The following is a 13,803-nucleotide window of genomic DNA, read 5'->3' as shown; positions in this document are numbered from 1 at the left end:
CGGGCGGTATCCATGGACAGCAGTAAAAACTGGCGTAAAGAGCTTTACGTCATGGTTTTCCACAGCAACACCAAGGCAGGACGTCGCTTCGACGGCATCCTGCTGTTGATCATCCTCGCGAGCATCATCGTCGTGATGCTCGACAGCATCGACGCCATCCACCAGGACTACGCCAACTTGCTGGCGTACACCGAGTGGGGCTTCACGATCATCTTCGCCATTGAATACGGCTTGCGCCTGTACTGCTCGCCCAAGCCATTTCGCTATGCGTTCAGCTTCTATGGGTTGGTGGACTTACTGGCGATCGTGCCCGGCGTCCTCGCGCTGTATTACGCCGATGCGCAGTACCTGCTGATCATCCGGATCATTCGGATGCTGCGGATTTTCCGTGTGCTCAAGCTCAGCCCGTACCTCATGCAAGCCAACTACTTGATGTCGGCGCTGCGCGGCAGCAAACAGAAAATCGTGGTGTTCCTGGCCAGCGTCTGCACATTGGTGACCGTGTTCGGCACGCTGATGTATGTGATCGAAGGTCCGGAACACGGCTTTACCAGCATTCCCAAAAGCATCTACTGGGCTATCGTGACATTGACCACTGTTGGCTACGGCGACATCGTGCCGAAGACAACGTTGGGTCAGGTGATTTCATCGGTGGTGATGATCACCGGTTACTCGATTATCGCGGTGCCTACCGGGATTTTCACCGCCGAACTGGCCAACGCCATGCGCGGCGAACAGCTGCAACACGACTGCCCGGTGTGCAAGAAAAACAGCCATGAACATGACGCGGCGTTCTGCTCGCGTTGCGGCAATCCATTGTTCAAAAAACTGGAATAAGCAAAGTACTTTTTAATCTTTAAAGGACTATAAGAGCGCAGTTATAGTCGCTGGCAAATGGCCTCACTTTTGAATAAAAACCTTTCGAACAAGGAATGCGCAGTGAAAAAAATCTTTGCCGCCTCACTGCTGGCCGCCGGCCTGGCACTGACCAGCGTGGTTCAGGCCGCACCGACCCTGCTTAACGTTTCCTACGACGTGATGCGAGATTTCTACAAAGACTACAACACTGCCTTCCAGAAACACTGGCAAGCCGAGCACAATGAAAACATCATCGTGCAGATGTCCTTCGGTGGCTCCAGCAAACAGGCGCGTTCGGTGATCGACGGCCTGCCGGCGGACGTCATCACCATGAACATGGCCACCGACATCAACGCCCTGGCGGACAATGGCAAACTGGTCCCCGACAACTGGGTCACCCGCCTGCCGAATAACAGTGCACCGTTCACATCGGCCACCGTGTTCATCGTCCGCAAAGGCAACCCGAAAGCCCTGAAAGACTGGCCCGACCTGCTCAAGGACGGCGTGCAAGTGATCGTGCCCAACCCTAAAACCTCGGGCAACGGCCGCTACACCTACCTGTCGGCCTGGGGTTATGTGCTGAAAAACGGCGGCGACGAAAACAAGGCCAAAGACTTCGTCGGCAAACTGTTCAAACAAGCGCCAGTACTCGATACCGGCGGTCGCGCCGCCACCACCACGTTCATGACCAACCAGATCGGCGACGTGCTGGTAACCTTCGAAAACGAAGCGGAAATGATTGCCCGTGAGTTCGGCCGTGATCAGTTCGAAGTGATCTACCCGAGCGTTTCTGCTGAAGCCGAGCCACCGGTGTCGGTGGTCGACAAAGTAGTCGAGAAGAAAGGCACTCGCGCAGCGGCTGAGGACTACCTGAAGTACCTGTGGTCACCGGAAGGCCAGGAAATCGCAGCGGCAAACTACCTGCGTCCGCGTGATCCGGCGGTGCTGGCCAAGTACACCGATCGCTTCCCGAAAGTGGACTTCCTGTCGGTAGAGAAGACCTTCGGTGACTGGCGCACCGTGCAGAAGACTCACTTCAACGATGGCGGGATCTTTGACCAGATTTACAACGGCCAGTAAGTCCTGAGTCCAATGGAAAGGCGACCTGTGAAGGTTAATGCCAGTCAGTTAAGAAAATCTCAGGCGAAACACGCTCTTGGTAGCAGCTGGCGAAGCCTGCGTTCGGCTGCGTAGCAGTCGTAAAATCAGGCGGCGCGGTGCTTCAGGAAGACCTTGCGCTCAGGTTTTACGACTGCTACGCAGCCGAACGCAGGCTTCGCCAGCTGCTACAGATCGCGTTACGGCTTAACTGACTGGCATTAACCTTCTCAGGTCGCCTTTTTTGTGAGCACCAGGTTGCTCGCGATAACCCGGTATCCGTTATGCATCTCTGTGGCGAGGGAGCAAGCTCCCTCGCCACAATTTCACCGCAGGTTTACCCAGCAGGCATTGCGATACGGCCTGTGTTGCCTACACCGCAAATGATGCGTCGTTTGTCAGGTCGTCTTCGTCGGAACGCCGCCCGGAGCCGGCTAGCTCCCACAGTGTCTGCGACAGGCAGTTACATCGGCGGGGTTACGCCGTCCTTGCCGGCCGAGATGGATTGAGCCGTCAGCGTTCCATCGGCACTTTGGGTGACGAATGTCACGATCTTCACTCCCACCTTCAGCAAGCTGCGATCACCCGGCACCAGGTTCACGATCGGCACATCTTCCGGCACCAGAATCTTCTTCTGGCCGCCCTTGTAGTTAACGGTCAATACGCGACCATTACTGACCACCAAATCGCCCACGCTGCCATTGGTCATACTGCTGCCCTTGACTAAATCAAAGGGCCGATGGCCGTCACCGCTGCCGGCCAGTTCCGGTGGGAAGACGTGGACTTCCAGCGCCTTGAGGGTGCCATCTTCCTGTGGAATGGCCGCCGAACCGATGTAGCTGCCGGGTTTGATGTCATCGATATTGGCCAGGGTGACGGCGCGGACTTTAGTGTCCGGGTTCAGATGGATGATCACGTTTTCGCCGCTGTTGACGTGGACTTTCAACACATCAGGGCTGACCTCGGTGATCTCGCCACGCACGCCGATACGCATGCCTGGCGCGTCGTCGGCCTGGGCCAGGCCTGCGGTAAATAAGGTGATCAAGGTAAACGCTGAAGCGCCGCGAATCAGGTGACGGAACATCGCATTCATGGAGGAGTCTTCCGGTTATGAAACGTTAGGCGTGAACATAAGCACGCTATCGAACAGGATGTAAGTGAATGTATTATCGGTGCTCTATGTCCGGACGCAAGGTTCATCGGCGGCCCGCCCAGACCTGCGTCACTGATTCCGCAATGGAATGAGTGCTATCACGCCAACCTCTCTTCCGCCGTTTTGGCCTGCCACTTAGCCTGCACGCATTGCCCTATTGTTCAGCGAGACCTGTTATGAACCCAGCGACCCAAGTGCCCCACGGCACCGCGACGATGACCCGAGGCATGGTGCTGCTGTTCGCCTTCTGCTGCGGCGCCATTGTTGCCAATATTTACTACGCCCAACCGATCATTGGTTTGATCGCGCCGGACATCGGCCTGACCAGCACCTTGGCCAGCCTGATTGTTTCGCTGACCCAGATTGGTTACGCGCTGGGCCTGTTCTTCCTGGTGCCATTGGGCGATCTGCTGGAAAACCGCCGGTTGATGATCATCACCACCCTGGTGGCGATCGCCAGTCTGCTGGCTGCAGCGTTAACCGATAAGCCGAACCTGTTTTTGCTCATTTCGCTGTTGGTGGGTTTCAGTTCGGTGTCGGTGCAAATCCTGATTCCACTGGCCGCGCACCTCGCGCCGGAAGAGTCCCGCGGCCGAGTGGTCGGCGGGATCATGGGAGGGTTGCTGCTGGGGATTCTGTTGGCTCGACCAGTGTCCAGCGTGGTGGCTGACCACTTCGGCTGGCGGGCGATGTTTGTGATTGCGGCGGGGTTGATGGCGGCGATCAGCATCGTGCTGGCGCTGACCATTCCCAAGCGCCAGCCTGATCACAGCGCTTCTTATGGGCAGTTGCTGGGTTCTCTGTGGACGCTGCTGTGCCAGCAACCGGTATTGCGTCAGCGCGCGTTTTACCAGGGTTGTATGTTCGCCACGTTCAGCCTGTTCTGGACCGCCGTGCCGCTTGAACTGGCGCGCAATCATGGCCTGTCACAAACACAGATAGCGATCTTCGCCCTGGTGGGTGCCATCGGCGCCATCGCCGCACCTATCGCCGGTCGACTGGCCGATGCCGGACACACCCGCATCGCTTCGCTGCTGGCCTTGCTGTTCGCGAGCCTGAGCTTCCTGCCGGCGTTCGTCCATCCGGTCTATAGCGTCATCGGCCTCGCGGCAACGGGCGTGGTACTCGACTTCTGCGTACAGATGAATATGGTCCTCGGTCAACGCGCGGTGTACGCCCTCGACGCCAAAAGCCGCAGTCGTCTGAACGCGCTGTACATGACCAGCATCTTTATCGGCGGCGCGTTTGGTTCCTCGGTGGCCAGTGTGGTGTATGAACACGGCGGCTGGTTGTGGATCGTGATCGTGGGTAGCGTGTTTCCGTTATTGGCGTTGTTGCGGTTTTTGAGTGTGTCCAAAGAGGCTTCGTTGGCGACGGCTTAATCGCTAAAAGCTTCGCGAGCAGGCTCGCTCCCACAGGGTAACTGACAACTTGTGGGAGCGAGCCTGCTCGCGAATGCGATTGGGCTGACGGCACTCAATGTCGAACCAACTTCTCCATCGCCGCATCGGCCAGAAAGGAGGAGCGGCTTTTGACATTATGCTCACGCACATATCGATCAATGCGCTGGATAACATAACCAGGCAACGTCACGTTGACCTTCTCGGTCTTGCCCATGTACGGCGCGATGTCCAGCTCCAGCATGCCCCAGCCCATGTTGGCAAAATCCGGATTGCCGCGATGAGCCGCCGCCGATGTAGGCATCGGAATCGACTCCCCGTCAGCGGCCATTTCCTGAAGCATGATGTGGGCAATCTCGACTGCCGCATTGTAGGCGTCTTCAAACGTATCCCCGGCCGTTACGGCGCCTGGAATATCGGGGATCTGAATACCGATGGCGGTGTTCTCGTCGCCCCACTCGATACAGATTGGATATTGCATTATGGATCTCCTGCATAACTGGCTCCCGGGCAATACAACCCGGCTCGCCTCCTGATGCTTTTGACCGTCCCGATCGGCAAATTCTTTTTCGGATGGGGGACGGGTATCGTGTACGGGTTGTATCGATGTTTGAAGAGGTGATGACTGCCGGTAATCCGATACAGTATCCAACCGGCTTCCTCCAATTCCTTGATCAATTGCCTGCTCTGCACCAATAGCCTCCTTGCCCAGGCCCAACAAAAATAACCCTAGAGTTATCTTTACTCAAGCATAAAAATCCGCATCGCGACGTTCGGTTGTTTTACAGAGTGTGATTCAAGGCAAGTTCATTCCGTACAGGCATGACTCCTTATGCCCCGATCGGTCAGGATGGCGTGATTCGTTACGCCGAGGTCAACCCGGATTACACTCATCGTCCGGAGCCTGAAGCGATGCTGGATGCTATTCGCGGCTGACCCTTTCAAAGGCCGCCTGACCCGCGGCGTGTTCGCTCAAGGAGCTTGCAATGACCCGACGTACCTTTCTCATCACCGGCGCCAGCAAAGGCATTGGCCGAGCGGTGGCCGAGCACCTGGACCGTGCGGGGCACCGGGTGGTCGGCATTGCTCGATCACCTGACTTGAGCTTTCCGGGCATATTGTTTCCGCTGGACCTGAGCGACCGGGCGCTGACTCAGGAAGTGCTGGCGGATCTGGCCAGGACTTACGAGTTCGACGGGCTGGTGAATAACGTCGGCCTGGTGCGCCCACAAGTGCTGGGCGAAATCGACCTGGATACGTTCGATGACGTGATGCGGGTCAACCTGCATTCGGCCTTGCAGGCCACTCAAGCACTGCTGCCGAACATGCGCGCCAACGGCTGGGGCCGGGTGGTGAACATCTCCAGCCTGACCGTGCTTGGCATCACTCAACGCACAGCTTATGCAGCCGCCAAAGCGGCGCTGATCAGCTTCACGCGATCATGGGCGCTGGAGCTGGCACAAACCGGTGTGACGGTAAACGCCGTGGCGCCGGGACCGACTGAAACGGAACTGTTTCGCGCCAACAATCCGCTGGGCAGCGAAGGCGAGGCACGTTACCTGGCCGGCGTGCCAATGGGACGTTTGGGTCAGCCACAGGAAATCGCGGCGGCGATTGCGTTTTTGTTATCGGAGCAGAGTGGGTTCATTACCGGACAAACCTTGTTTGTCGACGGAGGCGCTTCGATCGGCAAAGCTGCATTCTGACCGGCAACACAAATCCCCTGTGGGAGCGAGCCTGCTCGCGAAGGCGACGTAACAACCACTATTGATGCCGACTGAAAGACCGCTTTCGCGAGCAGGCTCGCTCCCACATTTTGATCTTTACAAGGACTTAAGATGGATCGCCTCAGCGCAATGGAAACTTTCGTCTACGTGGTGGAAACCGGTTCATTTTCCGCCGCTGCCCGGCGCCTGAATATCGGCCAGCCCGCCGTGTCGAAGGCCATCGCACAACTGGAGGCGCGGCTGGCTGTCCGGCTGCTTTTGCGCTCGACCCGCGGCCTGACGCCCACCGAAGCCGGTCTGGCGTTTTTCGAACGGTCCAAGCGTGCCATCGAAGAAGCCGATGAGGCCGACAATGCCGCACGCGGTGCCGCCAGCGGCCTCACCGGCAACTTGCGCATATGCGCCGCTGTGACTTTCGGCCGATTGCATATCGTTCCACACCTCGGACCGTTCCTTGAGCAAAATCCGGAACTGAACATCGACCTGATGCTCGACGACCGCAACGTCAATCTCGTGGAAGAAGGCGTCGACATCGCCCTGCGCATGGGGGCATTGAACGACTCCGGCCTCACGGCCCGCAAGATCGCCGAATGCCGGCGCGTGGTGCTGGGTACCCCGGCGTACTTCGAAAAACACGGTGAACCCGCCTGCCCGGCCGACCTGTGCAAGCATCAGGCAGTCGTTTACACGTTGGGCGGTGGCGCCAATTGGCAGTTCCGCAACAAGACAGAGGAGCAAGCCGTCATTATCAACGGTCGAATCCGCGTCAACGCCGCCGAAGGTTTACGTGAAGCCGTGCTCGCCCACCAGGGGCTGAGCATGGTGTCCGAGTGGATGTTTGCGCCGGAGTTGGCCAGCGGTGCGGTCAGGGAAGTGATGAAGGATTGGCGGCTGCCGAATCTGGACCTGTGGGCCGCGTTCCCGACCGGCAGAATGGCCAGCGCCAAGGCTCGTGCGTTTGTGGAGTATGTGCAGGGGCTGTTGGCTTGAGAAATCGCCGAATCAAGATCAAAAGATCGCAGGCTTCGCCAGCTCCTGCATTGACCGCGCATACCGACGAATCATCGTCATACACGATCCTGGAGCTGGCGAAGCCTGCGATCTTTTCAAGCGCCAGAAAGCAACCGCTAAAGCACGCAACCGTCAAAGCCCACAGCGACATTCCCCGGCAATTGGCCGCGGTGCTGCATCAACCAGGCATCGAAGGTATGCCCAAGTTCAACCGACTTTAGGCATGGGCTGTGTTAGCCCTATGATTCGCACAAGTCGCGGGAATAACCATTTGATGAAAGGTTGAAGCGCCCGCGCCGACCTGACTTTTTTGATCATGCGAAGAACCCTGTAGGAGCGAGCTTGCTCGCGATGGAGTGTCAGTCGACGTCAATGTGGCTGACACACCATCGCGAGCAAGCTCGCTCCTACAGGGTTTTTCGGTTGAATCAGCTTTTTCAGCAGGCACAAAAAAGGCGACCCGAGGTCGCCTTTGCGTTACTGCCCGAATTGCCGCCCCAGGCCACCCGGTACGCCATGGATATCCGTCTCTTCCCACGGCCCGTTCGGGCTGATCGACCGGCTCCAGCCATTGTCCCAGCGGTAGTAGGTGCGCTGGCGGTAGAAGGTATTGGGCTGGTCATCCAGCACATAGACGCCGAGCTTGGCGTCCCAATGGCTGTTTCCACCCGGCGGTGGCGCGAAGCTGGCGGAAGTGCTTGGCATCGGCTTGCCGGGTTTGGCTGGAATGCCCGGTTTGCCGGGCGTGGGTGATGTAGACGGCGTGGGCCTGGGCTGCGACGGCGGGATCGGTGGCAGCGTTGTTGGCTCGGGCCGTTGGACCGCACAAGCGCTCAGCCCCATAACCAGACTGAGCAGGGTGATACGAGCGATGGCGGTCATAACGGATATTCCTATTATTTATCTGGGCTGTCGATGGTCAGTTGTTGCGGCGCGGTGGTGCTGCTGGCCAGAGGCTGGCTGCGACCGATCCATTCCCCGGCAGTCGGTTGTCCGGCGCGGGAGACGCGTGCAACCAGTTGGACTTCAGGGAAGTTCGACAGTTTCAACTGCGGCATCATTGCGTCGGCATCGCCCAGTTCGACAGTTGCCGGCAAGTCGGCCACGGTCAGGCGCTTGGCGGCCAGCGGTGCCGGTGGACCCGAGGTGGCGCGAGCAAAGATGAACACACTATCGCCCGGTTGGACGCTGGCTTTCAGGTCTGGCGCCAGATCCACGCGAACCTTGAGCAGCGCCGCAACCTTGGCCGCAGGTGCCTGGGCAACCTTGCCGCCGCTGGCTTCGAGTTTCTCGGTGGCCCGGGTGATCCCGCCTTGCAGCGCCTCGCGGGAATTGTCGTCCGGTGGCAATTGCGCCAGCAGCCGGTTCCAGTAGTCGATCGCGTCTTGATACCGCTGGCTTTCAAACGCAGCAATCCCGAGCAGACCAAGACTGGTGACTTCTTTCGGATCCGCTTTCAATGCTTCATCTGTCAGCGCCTGGACCTTGTCCGACCACTTCTTGCCGTCGGCGAAGTATTGGGCTTGAGCCCATTGGCCGAGCAGTTCCGGCTGACGACCGGCCAGGTTCACGGTGCGTTCGAAGATCTTCGCCGCATCGCCAGGACGGTCTTGAGCCATGTAGGTACGACCGAGGAAGTACAAGCCTTCAGCCGAATCCGGTTGCGCCGCGACTGCGCGCTCCAGGCGACGGGTCATCTCTTCCATCGATTGTGGCGCCTGGGAGAATTCGCGGGTCAGTTCGACTTTGTCGCTGGCCCCGAAATGCAGGTACAGCCCGAGACCCAGCGCCGGCACCAGAATCGCCGCCAGCAATGGCAATGGCTTGCCCAGTCGCGACACGCGAGGCGCCGCGACGCCTTCGGTATCCGCCAGCAATTCACGGGCCGCTTCGGCGCGACCGGCGTCCATTTGCGCGGCATCGAGTACGCCCTCTTCCTGCTGAGTCTGTAACTCAGCCACGCGCTCTTGATACAGCGCGACGTTCAGGGCAGTACGATCCTCTTCAAGCTGGGCGCGGCGGCCGCGCAAAACGGGGATCAACAGAAAACTCAGGGCAACCAGAAGCAGCAGACCTGCAGCGAGCCAGAAATCAATCATTCTTGGTTTTTATCCAACAGGTGGTCGAGGCGCTCGCGCTCATCAGAGGAAAGCTCATCCTTGGTATCAGCGCGTTGCACGCGACGACGGCGGACGATCACGGCGATGATCACAAAACCGCCCAGCAACAGGCCGGCCGGGCCGAACCAGAGTAAGGCGGTCTTGGCATTGAGGGCGGGTTTATAGCGAACGAAATCACCGTAGCGGTCGACCATGAAGTCGATGATCTGCTGATCGTCCTTGCCCTCGCCCAGCATGCGGAAAATCTCTTTGCGCAGGTCCGCGGCGATCGGTGCGTTGGAATCGGCAATGTCCTGATTCTGGCACTTGGGGCAACGCAGTTCCTTGGTCAGCTCGCGAAAGCGCTCACGGTCGCCTTCTTTGGCAAACTCGTAAGTATCGATGGCGGCGTGTGCCACGCCGGCCATGCTCAAACCCAAAACGGCGGCAGCTATCCAGCGCTTCATGGCTTGGCCTCATCGACCAGCGCCTGATATTTGGCCGCCAGTTTTTCGCGCCAGACCTGCTCGTCGATCACGCCGACGAATTTGTCGCGGATGATGCCCTTGGCGTCGATAAAGAAGGTTTCCGGTGCGCCGTACACACCGAGGTTCAGGCCGAGGGTGCCTTCATCGTCGCGGATGTCGAGTTGATAGGGGTTGTGGAATTCCACCAGCCACTTCAAGGCGTCGATGTTGACGTCTTTGTAGTTGATGCCATAAATCACCACGCCCTGCTGGGCCAGTTTGTTCAGCACCGGGTGCTCGACCCGGCAGGAAATGCACCAGGTGCCCCAGACGTTGACCAGCGCAGGTTTACCCAGAATGTCAGCTTGGGTCAGGGTCTTGTCGCCCTGCACGGCTGGCAGGGAAAACGCAGGGAACGGCTTATTGATCATCGCCGAAGGTAACTCGGCCGGGTCCAGGTACAGCCCGCGATAAAGAAACACAGCGACCACCAGAAAAATCACCAGAGGCAACAGCATCAACCAACGTCTCATGCAGTGGCTCCTGTCATGCCCAGTGCTTCACGCACACGGCTTTTCACCTTGACCCGATAACGGCGATCCAGCGCCGCCAGCAACCCACCCAAACCGGTCAGCAGGCCACCGAACCAGATCCAGCGCACAAACGGTTTGACGTGGACGCGTACAGCCCAGGCGCCATCGCCCAGCGGTTCGCCGAGCGCGACGTAAAGGTCGCGGGTGAAACCGGCGTCGATCCCGGCCTCGGTCATCATCGACCTCTGCACGGTGTAGAGACGTTTTTCCGGGTGCAGCACGCTGACTTCCTTGCCATCGCGGATCACCCGAATGGTGCCTTTGTCGGACGTGAAGTTCGGGCCTTCGACGTGCTTGGCGCCTTCGAACACAAAGTGATAACCGGCCAGGTCCATGGACTCGCCCGGTGCCAGGCGCAAATCGCGCTCGGCACTGTTCTGGCTCGACAGCACGACACCCAGGGCGCACACGGCGATGCCCAAGTGCGCGAGCTGCATGCCCCAATAGCTGCGGGTCAGGGTCGGCAGGCCTTTGATCAGACCTTTGTGACGCGTCTTGTCGAAGATGTCACGCACACCGGCCAGCAGTACCCACGCGGCGAGCATAAAGGTCGCGATCACCGCCCAGTTGAAATCGCCATAGGCGACGCCAGCCACAACGGCCAACACGGCGCTGCCGAGCAGCACCGGCGTGAGCATATTCATCAGCCATTTGACCGGGGTGTCTTTCCAGCGCACCAACATGCCGACCGCCATCACCACCATCAACAACGCCATCAACGGAATGAACAGCGCGTTGAAATACGGCGGGCCCACCGACAACTTGGCGCCCGTCATCGCATCCAGAATCAATGGGTACAACGTGCCGAGCAGGATCATTGATGCGGCGACCACCAGCACCAGGTTATTGCCCAGCAGCAGGGTTTCCCGGGACCAGAGATTGAACCCGACGTGGCTCTTGACCACCGGAGCGCGCAGGGCGAACAGCGTCAGCGAACCACCGACCACGAACAGCAGGAAAATCAGGATGAACACACCGCGTTCAGGGTCGGACGCAAACGCGTGAACCGAGGTCAGCACCCCAGAGCGCACCAGGAAGGTTCCGAGCAAGCTCAACGAAAATGCGGCGATTGCCAGCAATACGGTCCAGCTCTTGAACACGCCCCGTTTTTCTGTGACCGCCAACGAGTGAATCAGCGCCGTACCCACCAGCCAAGGCATGAAGGAGGCGTTTTCCACCGGGTCCCAGAACCACCAGCCACCCCAGCCAAGTTCGTAGTAGGCCCACCACGACCCGAGGGTGATGCCGATACCCAGGAACGCCCAGGCGACGATGGTCCACGGACGCGACCAGCGAGCCCACGCGGCATCAAGGCGACCGCCCATCAGCGCCGCGATGGCGAAGGCGAATGCCACCGAGAAACCGACGTAACCCATGTACAGCATCGGCGGGTGAACGATCAGGCCGATATCTTGCAGCAACGGATTGAGATCGGCGCCATCGCTGGGCACTTGCGGCAGGATGCGCTTGAACGGGTTGGACGTGAGGATCAGGAACAGCAGAAAACCCGTGCTGATCATGCCCATTACTGCCAAAACCCGCGCCAACATGACCTGCGGTAACTGCCGGGAGAACACCGACACCGCGAACGTCCAGCCACCGAGAATCAAAGCCCAGAGCAGCAACGAGCCTTCGTGCGCGCCCCAGACGGCGCTGAATTTGTAGTACCAGGGCAACGAACTGTTGGAGTTGCTGGCGACGTAGGCGACGGAGAAGTCATCGGTCATGAACGCGTAAGTCAGGCAACCAAAGGCGAACACCAGAAAGGTGAACTGGCCCCAGGCGGCCGGCTGAGCGAGGCTCATCCACAAACGGTCACCGCGCCAGGCACCGAGCAACGGCACGATGGCCTGAACCAACGCGAAACACAGCGCCAGAATCATGGCCAAGTGGCCCAGTTCGGGAATGAACAGCCCTGAGCTATAAAGTGCAGACGTCATCAGTTAGCCCTCTTTGGCGGGAGTGGGTGCCGACTGGCCGCTATCTTTCAGGGCCTTGGTCACTTCCGGCGGCATGTATTTCTCGTCGTGCTTGGCCAGGACTTCATCAGCGACCACCACGCCGTCGGCGTTGAGTTTGCCCAAGGCAACGATGCCCTGCCCTTCGCGAAACAGGTCCGGAAGGATGCCGCGGTAGGTGATGGTCACGGATTTGTTGAAGTCGGTGACGATGAATTTCACGTCCAGCGAGTCGCCGGAACGTTGCAGCGAACCCTTCTCGACCATGCCGCCCGCGCGAATGCGTGTGTCTTGCGGGGCTTCGCCGTTGGCGATCTGGGTCGGGGTGTAAAACAGATTGATGTTCTGCTGCAGGGCACTCAGGGCCAGGCCGACGGCAGCGCCGACACCGACCAGGATGGCGAAAATGATGATAAGACGCTTTTTACGCAGCGGATTCACTTGCCGTTCTCCCGGCGCAGACGACGCGCCTCTTGTTGCAGATACCGCTTGCGGGCCAGGATTGGCGCCGCCACGTTAAGGGCCAACACTGCCAGGCAAATGCCATAGGCTGACCAGACATACAGGCCATGATGGCCCATGGCGAGGAAGTCGCCGAATGAAGCAAAACTCATCGAGCGGCCTCCAGACTGTTCTGCACTTCAGCTTTGACCCAACTGGCCCGGGCTTCACGCTTGAGCACTTCAAGGCGCATACGCAGCAGCAATACCGCGCCGAAGAAACAGTAGAAACCCAGCACCGTCAGCAGCAACGGCAGCCACATCTCGGCCGGCATTGCCGGCTTTTCGGTGAGGGAGAAGGTCGCGCCCTGATGCAGGGTATTCCACCACTCCACCGAATATTTGATGATCGGGATGTTGATCACGCCGACAATCGCCAGTACCGCGCAGGCTTTGGCGGCACTGTCACGATTACTGATCGCGTTGCCCAGCGCAATAAGACCGAAGTACAGAAACAGCAGAATCAGCATGGACGTCAGTCGGGCATCCCAGACCCACCACGAACCCCAGGTCGGCTTGCCCCAGATCGCGCCGGTGACCAGCGCCACGGCGGTCATCCAGGCACCGATGGGGGCCGCGCATTGCAGGGCGACATCGGCCAGTTTCATTTTCCACACCAGTCCGACGATGCCGCACACAGCCAGCATGATGTAGCAGGACTGCGCCAGCATGGCGGCCGGAACATGGATATAGATGATGCGAAAGCTGTTGCCTTGCTGGTAGTCCGGCGGCGCAAAGGCCAAGCCCCAAACCACGCCAACGCCGATCAGCAGCAACGCCGCGACGCTCAGCCACGGCAGCAGTTTGCCACTGATGCCGTAAAACCATTTGGGCGAGCCGAGCTTATGAAACCAGGTCCAGTTCATTACTGTTTCCATCACGGTTGCTCTTGGCTATCAAGCGCCAGGAGTCTGCCTTTCTTCAAAAAGAAGTGATCAG

At 59.0% G+C, this 13,803-nt stretch carries 16 protein-coding genes; 5 read left to right on the top strand and 11 right to left on the bottom strand.

What is annotated here, in order from left to right:
- Nucleotides 1–12: 12 nt before the first annotated feature.
- Nucleotides 13–837, top strand: coding sequence for an ion transporter (locus tag AC1MDT_RS00915; protein WP_480420278.1), 825 nt, complete (start codon nt 13–15; stop codon nt 835–837).
- Between the two features lie 102 nt (nt 838–939).
- The gene (locus tag AC1MDT_RS00910) at nt 940–1,938 is read left to right on the top strand and encodes a sulfate ABC transporter substrate-binding protein (protein WP_480420277.1); all 999 of its coding nucleotides are present in this window, start codon (nt 940–942) and stop codon (nt 1,936–1,938) included.
- Between the two features lie 481 nt (nt 1,939–2,419).
- On the opposite strand, the gene AC1MDT_RS00905 is transcribed toward AC1MDT_RS00910, so the two are convergent.
- Nucleotides 2,420–3,049, bottom strand: coding sequence for a hypothetical protein (locus AC1MDT_RS00905; protein WP_480420276.1), 630 nt, complete (start codon nt 3,047–3,049; stop codon nt 2,420–2,422).
- Nucleotides 3,050–3,285: 236 nt separating this feature from the next.
- On the opposite strand from AC1MDT_RS00905, the gene AC1MDT_RS00900 reads away from it, so the two are divergent.
- On the top strand, nt 3,286–4,491 hold the full coding sequence (locus AC1MDT_RS00900) for an MFS transporter (protein WP_480420275.1): 1,206 nt from the start codon (nt 3,286–3,288) through the stop codon (nt 4,489–4,491).
- A gap of 94 nt (nt 4,492–4,585) precedes the next feature.
- Here the strand turns inward: AC1MDT_RS00900 and AC1MDT_RS00895 are convergent, their stop codons facing one another.
- Both AC1MDT_RS00895 and AC1MDT_RS00890 read right to left on the bottom strand, forming a co-directional pair.
- Nucleotides 4,586–4,990, bottom strand: coding sequence for a type II toxin-antitoxin system HicB family antitoxin (locus AC1MDT_RS00895; protein WP_480420274.1), 405 nt, complete (start codon nt 4,988–4,990; stop codon nt 4,586–4,588).
- Complete coding sequence (locus AC1MDT_RS00890; RefSeq protein WP_480420273.1) at nt 4,990–5,202, bottom strand: type II toxin-antitoxin system HicA family toxin; 213 nt, start codon at nt 5,200–5,202, stop codon at nt 4,990–4,992. Before AC1MDT_RS00890 ends, AC1MDT_RS00895 begins: the two co-directional genes overlap by 1 nt.
- A gap of 293 nt (nt 5,203–5,495) precedes the next feature.
- Between AC1MDT_RS00890 and AC1MDT_RS00885 the strand changes: the two genes are divergently transcribed.
- Both AC1MDT_RS00885 and AC1MDT_RS00880 read left to right on the top strand, forming a co-directional pair.
- Nucleotides 5,496–6,215: an SDR family oxidoreductase gene (locus AC1MDT_RS00885; RefSeq protein ID WP_480420272.1), complete on the top strand. Its 720-nt coding sequence runs from the start codon at nt 5,496–5,498 to the stop codon at nt 6,213–6,215.
- 132 nt (nt 6,216–6,347) lie between these two features.
- Nucleotides 6,348–7,226, top strand: coding sequence for a LysR family transcriptional regulator (locus AC1MDT_RS00880; protein WP_480420271.1), 879 nt, complete (start codon nt 6,348–6,350; stop codon nt 7,224–7,226).
- A 498-nt stretch (nt 7,227–7,724) separates the two neighbouring features.
- Here AC1MDT_RS00880 and AC1MDT_RS00875 read toward each other — a convergent pair whose 3' ends face one another.
- Genes AC1MDT_RS00875 through AC1MDT_RS00840 form a run of 8 tightly spaced genes read right to left on the bottom strand, consistent with a single transcriptional unit; the run spans nt 7,725 to nt 13,730 of the window.
- Nucleotides 7,725–8,129 (bottom strand): hypothetical protein, encoded by a 405-nt coding sequence (locus AC1MDT_RS00875; protein WP_480420270.1) that lies wholly within the window; start codon nt 8,127–8,129, stop codon nt 7,725–7,727.
- 14 nt (nt 8,130–8,143) lie between these two features.
- The gene (ccmI, locus tag AC1MDT_RS00870) at nt 8,144–9,346 is read right to left on the bottom strand and encodes a c-type cytochrome biogenesis protein CcmI (protein ID WP_480420269.1); all 1,203 of its coding nucleotides are present in this window, start codon (nt 9,344–9,346) and stop codon (nt 8,144–8,146) included.
- Nucleotides 9,343–9,813, bottom strand: coding sequence for a cytochrome c-type biogenesis protein (locus tag AC1MDT_RS00865; RefSeq protein WP_201118798.1), 471 nt, complete (start codon nt 9,811–9,813; stop codon nt 9,343–9,345). Before AC1MDT_RS00865 ends, ccmI begins: the two co-directional genes overlap by 4 nt.
- Entirely contained in the window at nt 9,810–10,346 is a 537-nt protein-coding gene (locus tag AC1MDT_RS00860) for a DsbE family thiol:disulfide interchange protein (RefSeq protein ID WP_480420268.1), read from the bottom strand. Before AC1MDT_RS00860 ends, AC1MDT_RS00865 begins: the two co-directional genes overlap by 4 nt.
- On the bottom strand, nt 10,343–12,346 hold the full coding sequence (locus AC1MDT_RS00855; RefSeq protein ID WP_480420267.1) for a heme lyase CcmF/NrfE family subunit: 2,004 nt from the start codon (nt 12,344–12,346) through the stop codon (nt 10,343–10,345). The genes AC1MDT_RS00860 and AC1MDT_RS00855 overlap by 4 nt, the downstream gene beginning before the upstream one ends.
- Before the next feature lie 3 nt (nt 12,347–12,349).
- Entirely contained in the window at nt 12,350–12,805 is a 456-nt protein-coding gene (ccmE, locus tag AC1MDT_RS00850) for a cytochrome c maturation protein CcmE (protein ID WP_019692353.1), read from the bottom strand.
- Entirely contained in the window at nt 12,802–12,978 is a 177-nt protein-coding gene (gene ccmD, locus AC1MDT_RS00845; protein ID WP_008055370.1) for a heme exporter protein CcmD, read from the bottom strand. Before ccmD ends, ccmE begins: the two co-directional genes overlap by 4 nt.
- Nucleotides 12,975–13,730, bottom strand: a complete 756-nt coding sequence (locus AC1MDT_RS00840; RefSeq protein ID WP_480420266.1) for a heme ABC transporter permease — start codon at nt 13,728–13,730, stop codon at nt 12,975–12,977. Before AC1MDT_RS00840 ends, ccmD begins: the two co-directional genes overlap by 4 nt.
- Nucleotides 13,731–13,803 lie beyond the last annotated feature (73 nt).

Source organism: Pseudomonas sp. ASL7 (assembly GCF_056680375.1).
Note: the sequence above shows the minus strand (reverse complement) of the source record. Positions and strands in the feature narration are given on the sequence as shown.

Coding starts and splice junctions, on each gene's coding strand:
- ccmI (WP_480420269.1), bottom strand. CDS start 9,346: ATGATTGATTTCTGGCTCGCTGCAGGTCTGCTGCTTCTGGTTGCCCTG.
- ccmD (WP_008055370.1), bottom strand. CDS start 12,978: ATGAGTTTTGCTTCATTCGGCGACTTCCTCGCCATGGGCCATCATGGC.
- AC1MDT_RS00880 (WP_480420271.1), top strand. CDS start 6,348: ATGGATCGCCTCAGCGCAATGGAAACTTTCGTCTACGTGGTGGAAACC.
- AC1MDT_RS00855 (WP_480420267.1), bottom strand. CDS start 12,346: ATGACGTCTGCACTTTATAGCTCAGGGCTGTTCATTCCCGAACTGGGC.
- AC1MDT_RS00860 (WP_480420268.1), bottom strand. CDS start 10,346: ATGAGACGTTGGTTGATGCTGTTGCCTCTGGTGATTTTTCTGGTGGTC.
- AC1MDT_RS00900 (WP_480420275.1), top strand. CDS start 3,286: ATGAACCCAGCGACCCAAGTGCCCCACGGCACCGCGACGATGACCCGA.
- AC1MDT_RS00895 (WP_480420274.1), bottom strand. CDS start 4,990: ATGCAATATCCAATCTGTATCGAGTGGGGCGACGAGAACACCGCCATC.
- AC1MDT_RS00840 (WP_480420266.1), bottom strand. CDS start 13,730: ATGAACTGGACCTGGTTTCATAAGCTCGGCTCGCCCAAATGGTTTTAC.
- AC1MDT_RS00885 (WP_480420272.1), top strand. CDS start 5,496: ATGACCCGACGTACCTTTCTCATCACCGGCGCCAGCAAAGGCATTGGC.
- AC1MDT_RS00915 (WP_480420278.1), top strand. CDS start 13: ATGGACAGCAGTAAAAACTGGCGTAAAGAGCTTTACGTCATGGTTTTC.
- AC1MDT_RS00905 (WP_480420276.1), bottom strand. CDS start 3,049: ATGAATGCGATGTTCCGTCACCTGATTCGCGGCGCTTCAGCGTTTACC.
- AC1MDT_RS00865 (WP_201118798.1), bottom strand. CDS start 9,813: ATGAAGCGCTGGATAGCTGCCGCCGTTTTGGGTTTGAGCATGGCCGGC.
- AC1MDT_RS00875 (WP_480420270.1), bottom strand. CDS start 8,129: ATGACCGCCATCGCTCGTATCACCCTGCTCAGTCTGGTTATGGGGCTG.